Source organism: Halorubrum saccharovorum DSM 1137 (assembly GCF_000337915.1).
GTDB classification, from domain to species: domain Archaea; phylum Halobacteriota; class Halobacteria; order Halobacteriales; family Haloferacaceae; genus Halorubrum; species Halorubrum saccharovorum.
The window spans coordinates 47,146-66,562 of the sequence record NZ_AOJE01000067.1 but is presented as its reverse complement, the minus strand read 5'-3'; the positions used below and the strand labels follow the sequence as shown (position 1 = coordinate 66,562).

At 69.2% G+C, this 19,417-nt stretch carries 23 protein-coding genes and 1 tRNA gene; 14 read left to right on the top strand and 10 right to left on the bottom strand.

All coding sequences use genetic code 11. The annotated features are described in order from the left end of the window. The first annotated feature begins 92 nt into the window (after positions 1-92). The 3 genes from C471_RS14045 to C471_RS17770 all read left to right on the top strand — a co-directional run bounded on the left by C471_RS14045 (position 93) and on the right by C471_RS17770 (position 3,487). Positions 93-749 (top strand): HAD family hydrolase, encoded by a 657-nt coding sequence (locus C471_RS14045; protein WP_004050139.1) that lies wholly within the window; start codon positions 93-95, stop codon positions 747-749. An 87-nt stretch (positions 750-836) separates the two neighbouring features. Beyond that, positions 837-3,206 (top strand): ATP-dependent DNA helicase, encoded by a 2,370-nt coding sequence (locus tag C471_RS14040; protein ID WP_004050138.1) that lies wholly within the window; start codon positions 837-839, stop codon positions 3,204-3,206. A gap of 128 nt (positions 3,207-3,334) precedes the next feature. Next, positions 3,335-3,487: a hypothetical protein gene (locus C471_RS17770; protein WP_004050137.1), complete on the top strand. Its 153-nt coding sequence runs from the start codon at positions 3,335-3,337 to the stop codon at positions 3,485-3,487. Positions 3,488-3,614: 127 nt separating this feature from the next. Here C471_RS17770 and C471_RS14035 read toward each other — a convergent pair whose 3' ends face one another. The 3 genes from C471_RS14035 to C471_RS14025 all read right to left on the bottom strand — a co-directional run bounded on the left by C471_RS14035 (position 3,615) and on the right by C471_RS14025 (position 4,849). Continuing rightward, the gene (locus C471_RS14035; protein WP_004050136.1) at positions 3,615-4,226 is read right to left on the bottom strand and encodes a translation initiation factor IF-2 subunit beta; all 612 of its coding nucleotides are present in this window, start codon (positions 4,224-4,226) and stop codon (positions 3,615-3,617) included. A gap of 182 nt (positions 4,227-4,408) precedes the next feature. After that, a tRNA-Met gene (locus C471_RS14030) sits at positions 4,409-4,483 on the bottom strand. A 117-nt stretch (positions 4,484-4,600) separates the two neighbouring features. After that, complete coding sequence (locus C471_RS14025) at positions 4,601-4,849, bottom strand: hypothetical protein (RefSeq protein WP_004050135.1); 249 nt, start codon at positions 4,847-4,849, stop codon at positions 4,601-4,603. A 184-nt stretch (positions 4,850-5,033) separates the two neighbouring features. Between C471_RS14025 and C471_RS14020 the strand changes: the two genes are divergently transcribed. Continuing rightward, complete coding sequence (locus C471_RS14020; protein WP_004050134.1) at positions 5,034-6,650, top strand: long-chain-fatty-acid--CoA ligase; 1,617 nt, start codon at positions 5,034-5,036, stop codon at positions 6,648-6,650. Positions 6,651-6,679: 29 nt separating this feature from the next. On the opposite strand, the gene ftsY is transcribed toward C471_RS14020, so the two are convergent. The 7 genes from ftsY to C471_RS13985 form a co-directional block, all read right to left on the bottom strand. After that, entirely contained in the window at positions 6,680-7,780 is a 1,101-nt protein-coding gene (gene ftsY, locus C471_RS14015) for a signal recognition particle-docking protein FtsY (RefSeq protein WP_004050133.1), read from the bottom strand. A 9-nt stretch (positions 7,781-7,789) separates the two neighbouring features. Beyond that, positions 7,790-8,245, bottom strand: a complete 456-nt coding sequence (gene pfdA, locus C471_RS14010; RefSeq protein ID WP_049909424.1) for a prefoldin subunit alpha — start codon at positions 8,243-8,245, stop codon at positions 7,790-7,792. Further along, the gene (gene rpl18a / locus C471_RS14005) at positions 8,245-8,421 is read right to left on the bottom strand and encodes a 50S ribosomal protein L18Ae (RefSeq protein ID WP_004050131.1); all 177 of its coding nucleotides are present in this window, start codon (positions 8,419-8,421) and stop codon (positions 8,245-8,247) included. The genes pfdA and rpl18a overlap by 1 nt, the downstream gene beginning before the upstream one ends. A 181-nt stretch (positions 8,422-8,602) precedes the next feature. Continuing rightward, a complete protein-coding gene (locus tag C471_RS14000) occupies positions 8,603-9,268 on the bottom strand; it encodes a translation initiation factor IF-6 (RefSeq protein ID WP_004050130.1) in 666 nt (221 codons plus the stop codon). A gap of 1 nt (position 9,269) precedes the next feature. Further along, positions 9,270-9,548: a 50S ribosomal protein L31e gene (locus tag C471_RS13995; RefSeq protein WP_004050129.1), complete on the bottom strand. Its 279-nt coding sequence runs from the start codon at positions 9,546-9,548 to the stop codon at positions 9,270-9,272. Then, complete coding sequence (locus C471_RS13990) at positions 9,549-9,701, bottom strand: 50S ribosomal protein L39e (protein WP_004050128.1); 153 nt, start codon at positions 9,699-9,701, stop codon at positions 9,549-9,551. Positions 9,702-9,796: 95 nt separating this feature from the next. Beyond that, positions 9,797-10,915, bottom strand: a complete 1,119-nt coding sequence (locus C471_RS13985; protein WP_004050127.1) for a M20 family metallopeptidase — start codon at positions 10,913-10,915, stop codon at positions 9,797-9,799. A gap of 284 nt (positions 10,916-11,199) precedes the next feature. Here C471_RS13985 and msrA point away from each other — a divergent pair, with 284 nt between their 5' ends. The 10 genes from msrA (at position 11,200) to coaBC (ending at position 19,384) form a co-directional block, all read left to right on the top strand. Further along, the gene (gene msrA / locus C471_RS13980; protein ID WP_004050126.1) at positions 11,200-11,736 is read left to right on the top strand and encodes a peptide-methionine (S)-S-oxide reductase MsrA; all 537 of its coding nucleotides are present in this window, start codon (positions 11,200-11,202) and stop codon (positions 11,734-11,736) included. A 493-nt stretch (positions 11,737-12,229) separates the two neighbouring features. Then, positions 12,230-12,634: a 6,7-dimethyl-8-ribityllumazine synthase gene (gene ribH, locus C471_RS13975; protein WP_004050125.1), complete on the top strand. Its 405-nt coding sequence runs from the start codon at positions 12,230-12,232 to the stop codon at positions 12,632-12,634. Positions 12,635-12,668: 34 nt separating this feature from the next. Beyond that, positions 12,669-13,823 (top strand): pyridoxal phosphate-dependent aminotransferase, encoded by a 1,155-nt coding sequence (locus C471_RS13970; RefSeq protein ID WP_004050124.1) that lies wholly within the window; start codon positions 12,669-12,671, stop codon positions 13,821-13,823. A 116-nt stretch (positions 13,824-13,939) separates the two neighbouring features. After that, the gene (locus C471_RS13965; protein ID WP_004050123.1) at positions 13,940-14,458 is read left to right on the top strand and encodes a universal stress protein; all 519 of its coding nucleotides are present in this window, start codon (positions 13,940-13,942) and stop codon (positions 14,456-14,458) included. A gap of 50 nt (positions 14,459-14,508) precedes the next feature. Continuing rightward, the gene (locus C471_RS13960; RefSeq protein ID WP_004050122.1) at positions 14,509-14,943 is read left to right on the top strand and encodes a DUF5788 family protein; all 435 of its coding nucleotides are present in this window, start codon (positions 14,509-14,511) and stop codon (positions 14,941-14,943) included. Positions 14,944-15,063: 120 nt separating this feature from the next. Further along, positions 15,064-15,399, top strand: coding sequence for an Asp-tRNA(Asn)/Glu-tRNA(Gln) amidotransferase subunit GatC (gene gatC, locus C471_RS13955; RefSeq protein WP_004050121.1), 336 nt, complete (start codon positions 15,064-15,066; stop codon positions 15,397-15,399). Beyond that, a complete protein-coding gene (gene gatA, locus C471_RS13950) occupies positions 15,399-16,706 on the top strand; it encodes an Asp-tRNA(Asn)/Glu-tRNA(Gln) amidotransferase subunit GatA (protein ID WP_004050120.1) in 1,308 nt (435 codons plus the stop codon). Before gatC ends, gatA begins: the two co-directional genes overlap by 1 nt. Positions 16,707-16,798: 92 nt before the next feature. Next, a complete protein-coding gene (locus C471_RS13945) occupies positions 16,799-17,503 on the top strand; it encodes a hypothetical protein (RefSeq protein ID WP_004050119.1) in 705 nt (234 codons plus the stop codon). 116 nt (positions 17,504-17,619) lie between these two features. Beyond that, a complete protein-coding gene (locus C471_RS13940; protein WP_004050118.1) occupies positions 17,620-18,126 on the top strand; it encodes a DUF5797 family protein in 507 nt (168 codons plus the stop codon). Between the two features lie 88 nt (positions 18,127-18,214). Then, positions 18,215-19,384 carry a bifunctional phosphopantothenoylcysteine decarboxylase/phosphopantothenate--cysteine ligase CoaBC gene (coaBC, locus tag C471_RS13935; protein ID WP_004050117.1) on the top strand — a complete coding sequence of 390 codons (1,170 nt, stop codon included), beginning with the start codon at positions 18,215-18,217 and terminating at the stop codon, positions 19,382-19,384. Positions 19,385-19,417 lie beyond the last annotated feature (33 nt).

The following is a 19,417-nucleotide window of genomic DNA, read 5'->3' as shown; positions in this document are numbered from 1 at the left end:
TCAGAGATGTGTATAAGAGACAGATATAAAGGGGGCCATACGTGTCGCGGGATTGGTGAAACCCTTTTAAGTGCTGAGCGTCGATACTCCCTATGACGTACGATACCGTCGTGTTCGACAACGACGGTGTCCTCGTAGGCCGCACGCGCTTCGACGTGCTCCGGGATGCGACCCGGGACGCGTTCGAGGAGTGCGGCGTCGAGGAGCCCGATCCGGACGACGTAGAGCGCATGACCATCGGTGCGACCCCCGGCAGCGTGGGGACCGTCTGTCAGACGTACGACCTCGATCCGGGGTCGTTCTGGCGGACTCGCGACGACGTGGTCTCGAAGGCCCAACAGCAGGAGGCGCGCGAGGGGCGTAAGACCCCCTACGACGACCTCGGCGAGCTACGGAGCCTCGACGTGGAGATGGGAATCGTCTCCTCGAACCAGCAGGCCACCGTCGATTTCCTCGTCGATCACTTCGACGGCTTCGATCGTTTCGGGGCCGCTTACGGTCGAGAGCCCACGATCCATTCGCTCCAGCTCCGCAAGCCGAACCCTCACTACATCGAACAGGCGCTCGGTGACCTCGACGCCGGCAACGCGCTGTTCGTCGGCGACAACGAGTCCGACGTGCGCGCCGCCGAGAACGCGGGCATCGACTCCGCGTTCATCCGCCGGCCCCACCGCCGGGACTGGGAGCTGAACGTCTGGCCGACGTGGGAGATCGACCGGCTCTCCGACCTCCACGACATCGTCGGGTAGGGTCGCTACCGCGGACTCGGCAGTGAAGAGCCCCGCCCGAGGCCGCTCTCTCAAGGTTTAACTCCGAACGGGAGCTACGCCGCCACAGTGACAGACGCCCCGCCGTGGACCGACATCTTCGGCCACGCAGAGCCGTACCCCGAGCAGGCCGACGGGATCGACGCCGCGATCGACGCCGCCGAGGACGGCGGCTTCCTCGCCTTAGAGGGCGCGTGCGGGACCGGCAAGACGATGCTCGCGCTCACCGCCGGGCTCGACCGCGTCCGAGACCCCGACTCCGAGTTCGAGCGCGTCTTCGTTCTCACGAGCGTCAAACAGCAGCTCCGCCAGTTCGAGACGGACTTGGAGACGATCAACGGAGACCTCCCCGACGGGTACGACCCCGTCTCCGGGCTCACCCTCGTCGGGAAGGCCGACGTGTGCCCGTACGCCCGCGAGAACCGCGGCGGGATCGACCGCGAGAACGTGTACGAGCGGTGCGAGGGGCTCCGCGAGCGCACCCGGAACCTCGTCGGCGACGGCGGCGCGACGACGGCCTCGAACCTCGTGGGCGAGGCGCAGAGCCAGCAGGTCGGCCTGATGGACTCGGGGTCCGCGGGGAACGCCGGCGCGAGCGACAGTGACGCGCCCGCCGCCGACTACCTCACCGTCGACGGCGAGCCGACCCCGTACCGGCCGGACACCGAGGAGTTCGAGGGCACCGAGTTCTGCCCGTTCTACGCCGGCTTCCTCGACGACCTCCCGGAGGACGGCGACCCGGCGGAGGCGGTCCCGTTCGACGTGACCGATCTGGGCCACGTCGACAGCGACGAACTGGTCCGGCTCGCCGCCGGCCACGGCACCTGTCCGCACTCGATCATGGGCGCGCTCGTCCCCGAGGTCGAGGTCGTGATCGGAAACTACTACCACGCGTTCGACCCCGTGACGACGGGCACGTTTACGGGCGCGCTGCTCGACGACTCGACGTTCGTCGTCTGCGACGAGGCCCACATGCTCGAACCGCGCGTCCGCGACCTCGTGAGCGATCGGGTCGCCGACGCCAGCCTCCGCGACGCGGAGAACGAGCTCACCCGCGTCGTCCAGCCGCTCTCCTTCGAGACGGCGGGCGCGGAGTCGGACGACGCCGAGCTCGTGCGCGGCGAACTGGAGGACGCGGACGTGACCGTCGAGGAGATCGAGTCCGTCCGAGAGCTCTACGCCGACCTCCGCGGCGAACTCGACCGGCGCGTGACCGAGCGGCTGGACCGCGAGCGCCCCGACTGGCGGGCGTCGATGCGGGAGCTGGACGACGACGAGGTCGCGCTCCGCGACCCGGAGGAGCCGGCCGAAGACGAGATCACGACGTGGGCGAAGCGAGAGGGGTACGGCGACCGCGTCTGGGCCCGCGCGGAGCAGGTCGGCGCGGTCGTCAAGCGCGTGCTCGACTCGCTGGAAGACGAGGACAAGAAACGGGCCGCGCCGGGCGTCGGCCGCACCCTCAACGCGTGGTACCGCGAGGACCACGAGGAGTTCTTCCGCGCGATCGACCTGGAACGGACGTGGGACGAGACGGAACCGCCGGACTCGTGGCGGCGCGCGTACAACGCGAGCCTCGCGCTGTACAACTGCCTGCCGAGCGAGCCGATCGGCGACCGACTCGCCGAGTTCGGCGGCGGCGTGCTGATGAGCGCGACGCTGGAGCCGATGGACGTGTTCCGCGAGGTGACCGGGCTCGACCACCTCGAAGAGCGAGGGCGGCCGGTCGTCGAGCGCACGTACGGCCTCTCCTTCCCCGAGGAGAACCGCGCGAGCTTCGCGGTCGACGCGCCGAAGTTCACCCACCAGAACCGGGGGGCGCCCGGCGAGGCAAACGACACGCGGCTCGCGCACCTCGACGCAACCGCGGCGGTGGCGGGCCGCGAGGGGAACGTGCTCGTCGGAACGCCGAGCTACGCGGAGGCGACGTGGATGGCCGCGTCGCTCTCGGAGCGGCTCGACAAGCCCGTCCTGCTCGACGAGTCGTCGGGCGACCGCGCCACGGAGTCGCTGAAAGACGACTTCTTCGCCGGGGAAGGAAAGGTGCTCGTGACGAGCCTCCGGGGGACGCTCACCGAGGGCGTCGACTACCGCGGCGACCGCCTGTCGGCCGCGGTTGTCTGTGGCGTCCCGATCATCAACACGGCGCGGCCGCGGACCCGGGCGGTGATCACCGCCTACGACAGGCGGTTCGAGTCGGGGTTCGAGACCGCGCTCACCGTACCCGCGGTCCGGAAGGCCCGGCAGGCCGTCGGCCGCGTCATCCGTGGACCCGACGAGCGCGGGGTCCGCGTCCTGCTGGACGCCCGGTACGCCCGCGAGTCGTGGAACAGCGTCCGTGAGTACCTCCCGGACCACGAGCGGGAGGAGTACCAGCCGGTGAGTCCCGACATGCTCGGGCTCGCGCTCGACCGGTTCGAACGGCGAGGCGACGGCGACTGATCCGCCGAGGACGGCGACTGATCCGCCGAGGACGGCGACCGGCTCGCGGGAGCTACCACCGGTCTAACAGGTCGTTTAACGGAAGTATGGGGCGCGTAACTAACTGCCGAGGGCGCCCGTGCAGTCGTATGGAAACCCCCGTCTCCGAGGATCGGTACCACGTCGTCTGTAGGGAGTGTTCGCTCGAACGGCTGTTCTCCGTCGGCGACGACGCGAGCCGCCTCGAGCGCGACCACGTCGCGGAGACCGGGCATCGGGTCGCGGTCGGCCGCATCCGTTAGCTCGACATTCCTTCGAGCCGGCGATCCGGCGCCGTGGATCGCGAATCAGGTGTCGGGCGTAGGCGCACGGAGCGGCGGTGCGTGAACGGCGCGCGGCCGTGAAACGTGTCTGCGTCCGGTCCGGCGGTCAGTTCTCGCGGCGAGCGAACGCGAGGTTACCGGAGACGTTCTTGATGTAGGCCGTGACCGTCTCGCCCTCCTGTGCGCCGGGGACGAAGATCGTGTACTCGCCGCGCTCGGCGACACCGTCGCCCTTGCGGCCGGTGCCGACGATCTCGAGCTCGTACGTGTTGCCCGACTCGACGGCGTCCTCCTGGCGCTGGGTGTTCGAGGTGTTCTGCTTGGCGACGGGACGGAACGCCCCGCAGGCCTCACAGCGGAGCATGGGCGTGCGATTCTCGGTCTCCAGCCGGGTGTCCGGGAGACCGCACTCCGAACAGGTGACGAACGACTCGATGTACGAGTCGATCGCGGCCTGGAAGTCGCGCTCGCGGAAGTTCCCGCTGTAGCGGGCTCGGCCGTCCTCGTACTGGCCGGCGGTACCGAGCTCCTGCTGGATCTTCGAGTGGACGTGTTCGGGGTCGCGGCTCAACGCGTCGGCGATCGCGGAGAGGTTCGTCAGCCGGGTGAACGCGCCGTCCTTCTGCGTCTCCGGGTCCGGGACCGACAGCCGCTCGTCGGAGCCGCCGAGGTCCGGAACCTCCTCCATCGCGCGGTCGAGGCTCGATTCGTAGTCCATACGGGACGAAACGTCGGCGCGACGGAAATCGCTTCCGGGTTCGGGATCGAGTGACGGCGACACGGCTCCGAGTCGGGAACGAGAGCGGAAACGAACGAAAGCGAATGAGAGTGAACGAAAGCAGAAACGGATGGTATGGGAACGGCGAACGCACGATGAGGCGCGTGGCGTTCGGCCAGAAATAGCGGGAGGTAGATTTGAACTACCGATCTCCGGGTTATGAGCCCGGCGGAATCTCCTGGCTATCCCATCCCGCTATCGTATCAAAACCGCGTGCGACTGTTAAGGGTTCTGATCCCGTCGCCCGTATGCGATTCGTCCACGAAGTGTTTAAATACCGATCGTGGCCAGCCGCGGTCCGTCGTCGTCGGCCGTCAGGCTGTCTCGTCGTCGGACATCTCGGCGTCTGCATCGGCGTTCGCCGCCGCGTGCCGCTGGCTGAGCCGGAGCGCGGCGAGCGATCCGACCGCGAACCCGATCGGCAACAGGGCCTCGGTGGGCTCGCCGGAGAACGCGCGCGGAGCGGTCAGCCCCGCCATCACGGCGAAGAGAAGCGCCATCAGCCCGGCGATCGGGACCACGTAGCCGTCGGTGACCGTCGTCCGGTCGGATCCGTCGCTCATGCTGGTACTCTCGCAGGGGCAGAATAAAAACCCGAGGCGGGTGGGGACGAGAGAGACGCGACGGGAACTGCAGCCGGGGAGACGGTCGAAGCGGCCACGAAGAACGATTGCGGTCGGAGCGATCACGGCGTCCGCCTTGCATCGGCCGCAAACGCTTTTATGCATCATAGATAGTGATAAACCGATGCGAAAACCGCTACTGACGACTGACTTCCTAGACCGGGCGCGGCGCCACTACGCCGACGAGGAGGCCGTCCTCGCTACGGACGGGACGCGGTACACCTACGCCGAGCTGGCCGAACGCGCCGATCGGTTCTCCGCCGCCCTCCGAGAGCGCGGGATCGAGAAGGGCGATCGCGTCGCGGTGTTGGACCCGAACACCCACTACCACTTGGAGGCCGCCTACGGCGCGATGCAGGTCGGCGCTATCCACACCCCGCTGAACTATCGGCTCACCCCCGACGACTTCTCGTACATGCTCTCCGACGCCGGCGTCGACGCCATCTACGCCGACGCCGAGTACGCCGCGAACGTCGAGGCGGTCCGCGACGAGGTGCCGACCGAGACGTTCCTCACGAACGACACCGACGCGGTCGGCGGCGACTGGGAGTCGATCGACGACGCGCTCGCCGACGCGGACCCCGACGGCTACGAGCGCCCGGAGATGGACGAAGACGACGTGATCACGATCAACTACACCTCCGGGACCACAGGCGATCCGAAGGGCGTCTGTCGCACCCACCGCGCCGAGACGCTCCACGCCTATCTGATCTCCATCCACCAAGAGATCACCGACGACGACGTCTACCTCTGGACGCTCCCGATGTTCCACGTCAACGGCTGGGGACACATCTACGCGATCACGGGGATGGGCGCCCGCCACGTCTGTACCCGCGGCGTCGACGTCGCCGAGACGTTCGACCGGATCCGCACCGAGGACGTGTCGTACTTCTGTGCGGCGCCGACCGTGCTCAACATGCTCGGCGACCACTACGCCGAGCACGGCGGCACGACGACCGGTGACAACGATGTTCGGGTCGCCACCGCGGGCGCGGCGCCGCCGGAGGCGACGATCCGCACCGTCGAGGAGGAGTTCGGCTGGGGCCTCAAACACGTGTACGGCGCCACCGAGACGGGACCGCTCGTGACGACATCAGACGCCAAGCGCCACTACGAGGCCGACTCCGACGACCGGTTCGCGGTCAAGAAGACGCAGGGGATCGGCTACCTCGGGACCGACGTGCGCGTCGTCGACGAGAACGGCGAAGACGTGGCCGCCGACGGCGAGACGATCGGCGAGATCGTCGTCCGCGGCAACCAGGTGATGGACCGCTACTGGAACAAGCCCGAGGCCACCGAGGAAGCGTTCTCGGAGCGACTGGAAGGGTACTACCACATGGGCGATCTGGCAGTCGTCGACGAGGACGGATTCGTCTCGATCCAGGACCGGAAAAAGGACATCATCATCTCTGGCGGCGAGAACATCTCCTCGATCGAGTTAGAGGACGCGCTCTTCGAGCACGATATCGTCTCCGACGTGGCCGTCATCCCCGCGCCCGACGAGCGGTGGGGCGAGACTCCGAAGGCGTTCGTCGTCCCGGAGAGCGGCGACCCCGACGACCCGGGCGCGACGCCTGAGGAGCTCAAGGCGTTCGTCCGCGAGCGCGTCGCCGACTACAAGACCCCCGGCGAGGTGGAGTTCGTCGAGAAACTGCCGACGACCGCCACCGGGAAGATACAGAAGTACGAACTGCGCGAACGTGAGTGGGACGACGAAGACCGGATGGTCGGAGAGGGATAGCGAAAGAACCGCGGTGAGGACCGCCCGCCTCAGTCCTCGCCGAGCAGACTCTCGACCAGCTCCTCGGGATCGAACAGGGTGAGGTCGTCGTACCCCTGTCCGGTGCCGAGGAACAAGATCGGCTTCCCGGTGACGTACGCGACGGAGATGGCGGCGCCGCCGGAGGAGTCGGCGTCGGCCTTCGTCAGGATGGCGCCGTCGATCTCGGCGGCGTCGTTGAACTCCTTCGCGCGGTTCACCGCGTCTTGACCCGCGACCGCCTCGTCGACGAACAGCGTCATGTCCGGGTCGACGACGCGGTCGATCTTCTCCAGTTGGGACATCAGGTCGTCACTCGTGTGGAGCCGGCCCGCGGTGTCGCCGAGCACCACGTCGATATCGTTCGCCGCGGCGTACTCGACGCCGTCGTAGATCACGGCCGCGGGATCGCCGCCCTGGTCGTGGGAGATGAGCTCCCGGCCGAGCCGGTCGGCGTGTTCCTGGATCTGTTCGTTGGCGCCCGCGCGGTAGGTGTCGCCGTTCGCCATCACCGACGAGTAGCCGCGGTCGGCGAGCCACTCCGAGAGCTTCGCGATGCTCGTCGTCTTCCCGACGCCGTTGACGCCGGTGAAAACGATGGTGACGGGCTTTTCCGCCTCCGCGATCCGCTCTTCGAAGTCGAACTGGCCGACGGCGATCACGTCGAGGAGGGCGTCGTGAAGCGCCGACTCGACGAGCTCGCCGGTCGTCTCGACCTGTTTCCGGGACTCGCCGAGCATCTTCTCGCGGACGGTTTCGAGGATGCGCTCGGCGACGCTCATCTCCACGTCGCTCTCGAGGAGGGCCATTTCGAGGTCCCACAGCGGCTCCTCGAGGTCCTCCTCCTCGATGATGATCCGGCCGGTGGCGAACGCCTTCGCGCGCTGGAAGGTGCTGGGTTCGTTGTCGTCGGCGTCCGCATCTCCATCTGCGTCGCCGCCCGTTTCGCCGACTGCAGCGTCCTCTTCCGCGGCCGGTTCGTCCTCGGTAGACTCGGCGGCGGCGCTCTCGGCCGCCGCTGATTCGTCCTGCTCAGCGGGCTCCTCGACCTCGGCGTTCTCCTCTACGTCCTCTCGGAACCCGGAGAGCTTGTCTTTCAGTCCGTCGAACACGGTCGGTCGTTACTCCTCGTCGCCCTGACCCTGCTGCATCTGCTGCATCTGCTGCTGCTGCATCTGCTGTTGCATCTGCTGGGCCTGCTGTTCGAGCTCATCGCTCTCGCTTTCGAGCTCGTCGACCTCTTCCTGCGTCTCCTCGATGCGCTCGTCGAGCGACTCCTGCTTGCGTCGGAGCACGTCGATCGCGTCGCCCTCGCTCTGCTCGGCGGAGTAGTTGCCACCGAGCGAGACGATGATCTCGTCGATGTCCTGGACCTCGGCGCGCACGTAGGCGCCGCCGCCGAGCGGGACCTGCACCGTCGATCCCGTGTCGAGGGTCTCGATGGCCTCGATCGCGTCGTCGATGTCGGACTGCTCCTGCTGGTAGTCGGCGATCTCGTCTTCGAGCGCCTCGATCTCCTCGTCGAGCGCCTGCAGCTCCTGGGAGAGCTGCTGGAGCTGCTGTTGTCCGCCGCCCATCATGCCGCGGACACCTCCTCGATCTCGATCTGGGTGCGCTTCCGGCTGTGCTGGCTCCCGACCGTGGTGTAGATGCGCTCGCGGGCGAGGTCCTCGTTCTCCGCCTCGACGTCCTTGGTGAACGGCTGGAAGCCGTCTCGACTCTGGAACCGTCCACTCACCGTGTAGGTACTCATGTTCACCGATCCGGCAGGGACAGGGAAGTATCTTCCTAAAAAGCGAGACGCGACCGATCGCGAAAGAACGCGGTAAAACGGCGCTCAGAGAGGCTCTTTACCCTCAACGTGTGTTCGCCGGAGGCGAATCCGCCGCCGCGGAACAGACGGTCACCCGGCGAGGTCAGAACGCGCGTCGGCGTCAGTCGATGAAGCCGAGCGTCTCCTCGATACGCCCGAGCTCCGGACCGGTCGTGTCCTCGCCGACGACGTACCCCTCGTCGGTGGCGACGAGCCCGGAGCCGACGAGCGGCGCGCCGTAGTTGATCGTCCCGAGATCGGCGTGCACGTCGAGCGCCTCCTCGACGGCCTGCAGCTCCGACTCGGTCGACTTGGGGTGACAGAGCACGCCCGTGTTGTTGGCGACCGCGGCGGTGCCGACCGTTCGCACGTCGCCGAGGTCGCCGCGGACCACGGGGACGTCGAGGGTCTCTCTGATCGTCACGATCGACTCGCGCGGGAGGTCCGGGTGGACGTAGGCGCCGTAGTCGTTCGCGAGGACGACGTTCCCGGCCGCGTTGATCTCGCCGGGGAGCTCGCCCACCTCGCGGTCGGCGGCCTCGGCGATCCGCGACTGCTCTCGGTCGGTGGCCCGCGCGGAGACGAGAATCCCGTTCTCGTTGCCCGTCGCGAGGGACCCGACGGTGTTGGCGCCGCCGACCGTCGTGAGGAGGGGGTCGGCGCCCAGCTCCTCGCCGAGCGCGTCGGCCAGCTCCTCGTCGACGTCCGGCCGGACCAACAGGAGGTCGCCGATCGCGCGGGCGAACACGCCCACGTACGACGAGCCGGTGAAAGTCGCCCGTAACACGTTACTCGGCGTGCTCGGCTTCGACGACGGGCTCGCCGTCCTCGACGAACCGGGCCGCGCGGACGCGGACCTTGCTCGGCGGGTTCTGGCGCCCGTTCGCCCAGACGGCCTCGTTGACCGAGGTGTCGATGACGACTTCCTCCTCGTCGACGGAGAAGTGCTGCGCGAGGTGTTCGCGGACGATCTTCATCGCGAAGTCGGCGCGTTCCTGGACCGGCTTGTCGTTGGCGTCGCGGAGCGGGACGGTGACGACGCGCTCCTCAAAATCACTCGTCGACATTTACTCGTCCAGGTCGTTCCGGCGCCAGTTGCGCCGCTTGGGGTTTCGCGTGACGTTCATGTCCGTCTTCATCATGACCCACGCGGGGACGCGGGTGTTCTGGCGTTCCGCCTTCGCCAGACGCTTCTTTTGGGCCTTCGACTTGTCTCCCATAGTGGCGCACACTTTCCACGGGGCGCATAAAACCCCTTCCATACCGCGGCGCTCGGCGGCGTCGACCGCTCCGCGCCACAGCGCGTCTCGACGGGTCAGAACGCCCGTTCGCCGATGTCCTCGTAGATCCGGTAGCAGCGCTCCAGCACGTCGACGCCGACGCTCTCGGTCTCGGTGTGCGCCTCGCCGGGCTCGGAGGCCCCGCAGACGAGGGGGTCGGTTCCGGCCTCGGCGAGCCAGCCCGCGTCGGTCGCGTGGGGCTTGACGACGTGTTCGGGCGCGTCGAGCCCCAGTTCGTCGTGGACCTCGCGGGCCGCCGCGAGCGCCGCGTCCGCGAAGGCGTCGTCGTCGCAGGCCATCGGCGGGAGGTCCTGGTCGATCTCCCACGCGACGCCCTCGACCGCCTCGGCGGCGCGGCCGATGTCGGCGCGGTCGCCGGGGACCGTCCGCTCGTCGATCGTCACCTCGCAGCGCTCCGGGATCACGTTCCACGTCTCGCCGCCGCGGACCATCGTCACCGCGAGCGACCCGGAGGCGCGCTCGCCGAAGACGGTCGCCTCTGGGGCGTCGAGCTCGCGAACCTCGTCGATCGCGTCGCTCGCCCGATAGACCGCGTTCTCGCCGGCCTCGGGTTCGGAGGCGTGCGCCGCGGTCCCGCTCGCGACGAGCGTCGAGGCGCGCCGACCCTTGTGCGCGACGGCCACGTCGGTGACGCCGGGCTTCGAGTAGTTCGTCGACCCCTCGGCGACGACCGCGCGGTCCGGAGCGAACCCCTCGTCGATCGCGTGGCGCGCCCCCTCGCCGCCCACCTCCTCGCCGACGAACGACGCGAACGCGAGCGTCCGGTCTACCGGCGGTTCGGCGTCCCGGAACGCGAGCATGCAGGCGGCCACCGCCCCCTTCATGTCGGCCGCGCCGCGCCCGAAGATCCGCCCCTCGCGGCGCTCGACGACGTACCCGCCCGCGTTCCCCTCCCCGGTCGTCTGGCGATCGGCCGGCGGGACCACGTCGTGATGGCCGACGAGCGCGAGCGTGTCGGCGTCGGGGTCCCCGGTCGCGCCCTTGTACGCGATCACGTTCCCGGCCTCGTCGCGCTCAACCCGCGCGTCGGTCTCCGCGCGGAGCCACTCCTCGATCGCGTCGCCGGCGGCGGTCTCGTCCTCGTGCGACGGGATCGCGACCAGCTCCTCGGTCAGATCCGCGAGTTCGTTCATACGGTCGGGTCGACCCTCAGCCGCTTAAAAACTGAGTGTGCGGACATCATTCTGTCTCTTATACACATCTCTGANGCGACGGGAGGCCGACGAGGCTGGGGAGGCGTGAGGTGCTGTGCGGTGCGGGGTGGGACTCAAAGGGGCAGCCGCCTCGCCGGCTGGGGCTTTGGAAGAGTTCACCATCGATCCGTAGCCATCGACTCATAAATCCGAACCCACGGAATCGATCAGCATCCACTCGTAAGCGCGCGTGATTAATACGTCTCCGAGCCCTCGTCACGCATATGTCCGATCAGCTCGAAACCGCGACGCTCGGCGGCGGGTGCTTCTGGTGTACCGAGGCGGCGCTCGAACAGCTCGCCGGCGTCGAGTCGGTCACGTCCGGCTACGCCGGCGGCCACGTCGACGATCCGACGTACAAACAGGTCTGCTCCGGGAACACCGGTCACGCCGAGGTCGTGCAGGTCGAATTCGACCCCGACGCCATCGCCTACGACGAGGTGTTGGAGGCGTTCTTCGAGATCCACGATCCGACCCAACTCAACCGACAGGGGCCGGACGTTGGGTCCCAGTACCGTTCGATCGTCCTCACGCACGACGAGGAACAGCGCGAGGTCGCCGAGGCGTACGTCGAGGCGCTCGACGAGGAGTACGACGACGACGTGGTGACCGAGATCGAACCGCTGGAGACGTTCTACCGCGCCGAGGAAAAACACCAGGACTACTTCGCGAAGAACCCCGACGACGCCTACTGCACCTTCCACGCGAAGCCGAAGATGGAGAAGGTGCGAGAGAAGTTCGAGGCGAAAGTCGCGAAGTAAGTCGTCTGGGTCGCCGTCGTTCCTTCTCGATCATCGGCCGCTCGTGTATAACTAACCAACAGAGCGACAGCGACTACCTCAAAGCCCCAGCCGCTCGGCGATACGTGATCGATGACTCGGCGGTGACCTCCTCCAAAGCCCCGCCGCGACGGCTCGCGCACCTCGTTGCGCTCTTCGCTCAGTCGCTACCACTCCTTCGCTGCGGTGCTTACGTCGGTGTGCTTCGCCCTCGCGGCCGCCCCTTTGAGTCCCACCCAACCGCGACTGCCCCACACCTCACGCCTCCCCAGCCTCGCGGTTCGCGCTCTGCGAGCGCTCACCGCGTCCCTCGCACCGTCGGCTCGCGGCCCTGCGGGCCGCTCACCGGGGCGCGCCACCACCTCGACCGTTTATAAACAACCAGTATCCACGTCACCACCCGTCCCGATCGCATTCGTCCGGCAACCCTGCGGTCGAACGGTAGACCTTTGCCGCCCCCGGTGCGAGCGGGCGTATGGTCTCGCTGGGACTGGTGGTGGCGCGGTTCAACGACTCCGTCACGGAGCCGATGGCCGAGGCCGCCCGGGAGGCGGCCGCCGACCGCGACGCCGTCGTCGTCGACGAACTGAGCGTGCCGGGCGCGTACGACAGCCCGCTGGCCGCCGACCGGCTCGCGCGCCGAGACGACGTCGACGCCGTCGCGGTGGTCGGCGCCATCGTAACCGGCGACACCGACCACGATCACGTGATCGCGAGCGCGACCGCCGACAAGCTCACGCGGGTGAGCCTCGACCGCGACACCCCCGTCACGTTCGGCGTGAGCGGGCCGGGGATGTCCGGCGCGGAGGCGCGCGAGCGCATCGATAAGGGTGCCGACGCCGCCGAGGCCGCGATCGACCTCGCGGAGGAGCTCGAATGACCGGCGGAGACGACCCCGAGCGGAGGACATCACAATGAGCGACGCATACGACTTTTCGGACCGGATCGGACGCGTAGAGCCCAGCGCCACGCTGGCGATATCGAACCTCGCGGCGGAGAAGGAGGCCGAGGGCGCGGACATCGTCGACCTCTCCGTCGGCGAGCCCGACTTCGACACCCCGTCGAACGTCGTCGAGGCCGGCAAAGACGCCCTCGACGCCGGCCACACGGGATACACCTCCTCGAACGGGATCCCCGAACTCAAGGAGGCGATTGCGGCGAAGCTCCGAGACGACGGGATCGACGCCGACGCCGACGAGGTCATCGTCACCCCCGGCGGCAAGCAGGCGCTGTACGAGACGTTTCAGACGCTGATCGACGACGGCGACGAGGTCGTCCTGCTCGACCCGGCGTGGGTCTCCTACGAGGCGATGGCGAAGCTCGCCGGCGCCGACCTCTCGCGGGTCGACCTGGCGCCGCACGGCTTCCAGCTGGAGCCGGCGCTCGACGCGCTCGCGGAGACGGTCTCCGACGACACCGAGCTGCTCGTCGTCAACTCCCCGTCGAACCCCACCGGCGCCGTCTTCTCGGAGGCCGCCCTGGAGGGCGTCCGCGACCTGGCGGTCGAACACGACGTCGCCGTTATCTCGGACGAGATCTACCAGCGCATCACCTACGACGCCGAGCACGTCTCGCTGGCGAGCCTCGACGGGATGGCCGACCGCACGATCACCGTCAACGGCTTCTCGAAGGCGTACTCGATGACCGGCTGGCGGCTCGGCTACTTCCACGCGACCGACGAGTTCGTCGGGCAGGCCGGCAAGCTCCACTCCCACTCCGTCTCCTGTGCTGTCAACTTCGTCCAGCGCGCGGGCGTCGAGGCGCTGGAGAACACCGACGAGTCGGTCACGGAGATGCGCGACGCGTTCCGCGACCGCCGCGACCTCCTCGTCGACCTGTTCGACGAGCACGGCGTCGACGTCGACATCGGCGACGGCGCCTTCTACATGATGATCCCCGTCGACGAGGACGACCAGGCGTGGTGTGAGGCCGCCATCGAGGAGGCGTCCGTCGCCTGCGTCCCCGGCAGCGCGTTCAACGCGCCGGGGTACGCTCGGATCTCCTACGCCGCGAGCGAGAAGCGCCTGCGCGAGGCGGTCGATCGGCTCGTCTCGAACGACCTGCTGTAGGGCCTCACCACGACCGCCGTCGGCTCGGTCCCGTTCCACCGCTCGCGGCGGATCTCCCCGGCTATTCGCCGGTGCGCTTTTGTCGTGACCGGTCGAACGGTAACGACAGTGCCACGATGTACCACGATATCCTCTATCCGACGGACGGGAGCGACGGGTCGAAGGCCGCGGCGGAACACGTTCGCGAACTCGCGTCGGCGTTCGACGCGACCGTCCACGTGCTGTGCGTCGCCGACACGCGGCACGCCGGGATCGGCATGAGCGGCGCGTTCCTCGCCGAGGACGGCGCGGCGCTGAGCGAGGACCCGGCGGAGGGAGCGGAGGGGGGCACGGTCGGCGAGTACACCGACACCAACGAACGCCGGAACGCCATCCTGGAGCACGGCGAGGGGATCGTCGAGGAGGCCGCGGCCGCGCTCGGCGACGTCGAAACGACGACCGCCGTCGAATCGGGCAACCCGCACGCGGTCATCCTCGAATACGCGGACGCGAACGACGTCGACCTGATCGTGATGGGGACGCACGGCCGGACCGGCGTCGAGCGCTACCTCCTCGGCAGCGTCACGGAGAAGGTCGTCCGGCTGGCGGACCCGCCGGTGGTGACGGTCCGCGCCGACGGGTCGACGAGCGAGTGACCGCGGGACGCCACCGCAGCCCATTTTCGCGCCGGCTCCGAAGGGCCTCCATGGACGAATCCGAACGGGAGGCGATACTCGATCGAGTCGCCAGTCAGAGCGCGACGGTCGGCGCGTCGGTCCCGGAGACGGTGGCCATCGACGGGACCCCGGTCGACCTCTCCGAGTTCATCGTCGAGACGCGGGCGATCGAGACGGTCCCCCCCGAGGTGGACCGGAAGCTGTCGTCGGTGAAAGCGACCCTCCGCGCGGAGCGCGAACGCCGGATGGACCGACTTCGGGGGGACCCCCGAGACGCGGACAACGGCTCCGACGCCTCGCTCGACCGCGAGACGGCCGAGGCGCTCGCCGACGAGATCGTCGGGATCGACCGGGCGCTGAACGCCTTGGAGACGATCCGGCACCCCGACTTCGCCGACGAACACCGTGCCGCGACGCTCGAGGGACACGAGCGCTGGCTCTCCTTCGTCGACGCCGTGCAGTGAGGGGAAGTCTCCTTCCTCGACGCGGGCAGTGAGGGGCGGGACGGTCGACAGCGGCGGCCGTCGCGGACGACCGATGCGGCGTTCCGAAACCCTTACTCCCGGTCCGGGACACCTCGACGTATGAGCGATACGTCCGAGTCGACGGATGACGCGGGGGAGGCGCCCGACGGGGGCGACGACGCCGCGACCGCCGTCGACGCCGAGGAAGTCCGACACGTCGCGGATCTGGCTCGCGTTCGGCTCGACGACGACGAGGTCGCGGCGTTCGCCGACCAGTTCGGCGACATCCTCGACTACTTCGAGGCGCTCGACGAGGTCCCCGAGACCGAGCGCGAAGAGGAGCTCGTCAACGTGATGCGCCCCGACGAGGTCGAGGGGGGGCTCTCACAGGAGGAGGCGCTGTCGAACGCCGAGGAGACGGAAGACGGCTTCTTCGTGGGGCCGAAGGTGTCGTGATGGCGGTCGACCACAACGCCTTCATCACGGAGGAGACGATCGAGGGCGACGCGGACGCCGAGGGGCCGCTCGCGGGAACGACGGTCGCGGTCAAGGACAACATCTCCACCGAGGGGATCCGGACGACCTGCGGCTCGGAGATGCTCGCCGACTACGTCCCGCCCTACTCCGCGACGGTCGTCGACCGCCTCACGGAGGCGGGCGCGACGGTGGTCGGCAAGACGAACATGGACGAGTTCGGGATGGGGACGACCACGGAGACCTCCGCGTTCGGCCCCACGAGGAACCCGGTCGACCCGGAGCGCGTCCCCGGCGGCTCCTCCGGCGGGTCGGCGGCCGCGGTCGCCGCGGGCGAGGCCGACGTGGCGCTCGGCTCAGACACGGGCGGCTCCGTGCGCTGTCCGGCCGCGTTCTGCGGCGTCGTCGGCATCAAGCCCACCTACGGGCTCGTCTCGCGGTACGGGCTCGTCGCGTACGCGAACTCCCTCGAACAGATCGGGCCGATCGCGGGCACCGTGGAGGAGGCGGCGGCCGCGCTCGACGCGATCGCGGGCCCGGACCCGAACGACGGAACGACGCGAGACCTGAGCGAGGTCGAGGGCGCGGACCCCGACGCGAGCTACGCCGCGGCCGCCGACGGCGACGTGGACGGGTTGACGATCGGAGTCCCCACCGAGCTGTTCGACGGCGCCGACGAGCGCGTCGTCGAGACGGTCGAGGACGCGATCGCGGAGCTGGAGGCGCGCGGGGCGGAGACGACGGAGATCTCGCTGCCCTCGGTCGAGCACGCGGTGCAGGCGTACTACGTCATCGCGATGGCGGAGGCGTCCTCGAACCTCGCGCGCTTCGACGGGGTGCGGTACGGGAACCGCGCCGAGTCGGACGGCAACTGGAACGAGTCGTTCGCTGAGACGCGCGAGGAGGGGTTCGGCGCGGAGGTCAAGCGCCGGGTCCTGCTCGGCACGTACGCGCTCTCGGCGGGCTACCACGACAAGTACTACAAGAAGGCGCAGGACGCCCGCGCGTGGGTCCGGCGGGACTTCGAGGACGCGTTCGCGGACGTGGACGTGATCGCGTCGCCCACGATGCCGGTTCTCCCCTTCGAGCTTGGCGAGAGCCTCGACGACCCGCTCCGGATGTACCTCGCGGACGCGAACACGACGCCGGTGAACCTCGCGAACCTCCCCGCGATCTCGGTGCCCGCGGGCGAGGCGGACGGGCTCCCGGTCGGGCTCCAGCTCGTCGGCCCGAAGTTCGACGAGGAGACGGTTATCCGCGCCGCGAGCGCCGTCGAAGACGCTAGCTGAGGCTCGCCGCCGCCGCCGATTTTAATCCGCGTAAAACCGCGTTGAGCGTCTCGGTCGGTTATGTCCCTCCCGCCCCTTCCCCCGGGCGCACCATGACCGAAACCGAATCGACGACTGACGCGTTCGATCGCGACTCCGTTCGCTCCGCCAGCCGGGTCGCCATCGCGGCGCTCGCGCTGGTCGGCGTGTTGTACCTGTTCACGCTGCTCCCGGGCGTCGACCGCCTGGTCCCGCTGACGCCGATCACCGTCGCCGCGGTCGCCAGCGCGGTAGTGACGGTCGCGGTCGTCGCCCTCCTCCTGTTCGCCGCGCCGAAGGTCGCTTCGCTGACGCGTGCCGCCCTCCACCGGACCGACGCCGCCAACCACGTGGAGCGCATCGCCGAGAACGGCGGCGCGATGGCGTACTGGCTCGTCGTGCTCGCGGCCGTGCTGGTCGCGCACCGCGGGCTCGCCGGCGCGGTCGTCCCCCTGCTCGACGGGTTCGCGTGGGCGTACGACGCCGCGTTCCTGATCGGGTCGTTCGTCCCGCTCGTCTTCGTCGTGGCGCGGCTCAGCGTGACCGTCGACCCGCTCTCGGAACTCGTCGCCGACCGCGTTTCGGGGCCCGAATCGACGGCGGAAGCCGACGACGCGGACGACGCGGACGACGTGGGTGATGCGGGCGACGCGGGCGAATCCCCCGGGATCGACCCCGCCGGGTCGCACGGCCACTCGATCGAGGAGCGGTGGGGGGCCGACGACGAGTTCGGAGACGAGGCCGATGGCGGAGCGGACGACGAGTCGACGACCTCCTGACGCCGGCGGGTCGGGCCGACCCGGTCAACGATCCCCGGCCGGAACGACCGCCGGCCGGCTCCTCGCCCCGGATCGCGATCCGGAACGTCCATACCCGCCCCGGTGAACGGGGACGTATGGCGCTGACCGACGAGGAGCGGAGCCGGCTCGCCGACATCGTCCGCCTCCAGCCGACGAAGAACGGGGAGCTGCAGGACGCGTGGGACCTGGACAGCGGCAGCGCGGTCCACCAGTACCTCGAGAACCACCTCAAGGAGTACTACTACCGCGACGACGACAGCCTGATCCGGTCGACCGCCGAGGCGAACGACCTCGTCGACGTGGAGCCCGGCATCGAGGCCGACGCCGTCGCGAAGGGCGGCGCGCCGGAGACGATCCGCGTCCCCGAGCTGGAGGCGCGGGTGTTCGATGTCGTGGCGGGCCCCGACGAGCGGTCGCAGTCGGTCGTGTCCGTGCTCAACGCCGTCCGCGAGGCGTTCGACCTCGATCCCGACGTGGACGAGGTGCGGCGCGCGCTCCGGAGCCTCGAACGCAAGAACGTCGTCGAGGTCGTCTATCGGACCGTGCCGACGTTCAGGCTGGCCGTCGAGCGCGACGAGATCACCGTCGAGATCGCGGAGTAACGCGCGGTCCATCCGCTCCGGCTCCGCGGGCCCAGGGCCGGTCCGCAACGACATCTTATAAGCCGTCGGGGGCGGAACGGACTCGGTAATGCTGGACGGGGTCAACGTCGCGCTCGGCGTCTCGGGGAGCATCGCGGCGGTGAAGGTCGTCGAACTCGCGCACGAGCTGCGCCGCCGCGGCGCGAGCGTGCGAGCCGTCATGTCTCCGGCGGCGACGAACATCGTGCACCCGTGGGCGGTCGACTTCGCGACAGACGAGCCCGTCGTCACCGAGATCACCGGAAGCGTGGAACACGTCGAGCTGTGCGGCCGAGACGGGTGGGCCGACGTGCTCCTCTTGGCCCCCGCGACAGCGAACACCGCGGGGAAGGTCGCGGGCGCCATCGACGACACCCCCGTCACGACCTGCGCGACGACCGCGCTCGGGGCGGACGTGCCGGTCGTGATGGCGCCGGCGATGCACGAGCCGATGTACGACCACCCCGGCGTGTTGGAGGCGCTCGACCGGCTGGAGGCGTGGGGCGTGCGGTTCGCCGACCCCCGGATCGAGGAGGGGAAGGCGAAGATCGCCGCGGAGGACGACATCATGACGGAGGTCGCCCGCGCGACGACGCCGCAGTCGCTCTCGGGGACCCACGTCGTCGTCACCGCGGGCGCGACCAAGGAGCGGATCGACCCGATCCGGATCTTAACGAACCGGGCGTCGGGGAAGACCGGGCGGGCGGTCGCCCGGGCGCTGTACGTCCGGGGCGCGACCGTGACGCTGGTGCAGGACGGCCCCGAGGTCCCCTACGCCGACGTGGTCGGGGTCGAGACCGCCGAGGAGATGATGGAGGCGTGTCGACGGACTGCGGCCACCGCCGACGCGCTGGTCTCCGCGGCGGCGATCTCCGACTTCACCGCCGACGCGGTCGACGAGAAGATCCGGTCAGGGTCTCCGCTGTCTGTCGATCTGGAGCCGACGCCGAAGCTGATCGACTCGGTGCGGGAGGCGTACCCGGACCTGCCGATCGTCGGGTTCAAGGCCGAGACCTCCGGCGACGACGCGGCGATGGTGGCGGAGGCCGAGCGGATCCGCGACCGGGTCGGGCTGGCGTTCGTCGTCGCCAACGACGCGAGCGTGATGGGCGGCGACGAGACGCGCGTCCTCCTCGTCGGCGACGAGGGGACCGAGCCCGAGGAGGCCGTCGGTTCGAAGGACGCCGTCGCCGGGCGGATCGCCGACCGGCTGGCCGCGGAGATCGGGCGATCGTCGTAAGGGCGAACCGATCCGCGGCGACGGCCGCTCCCC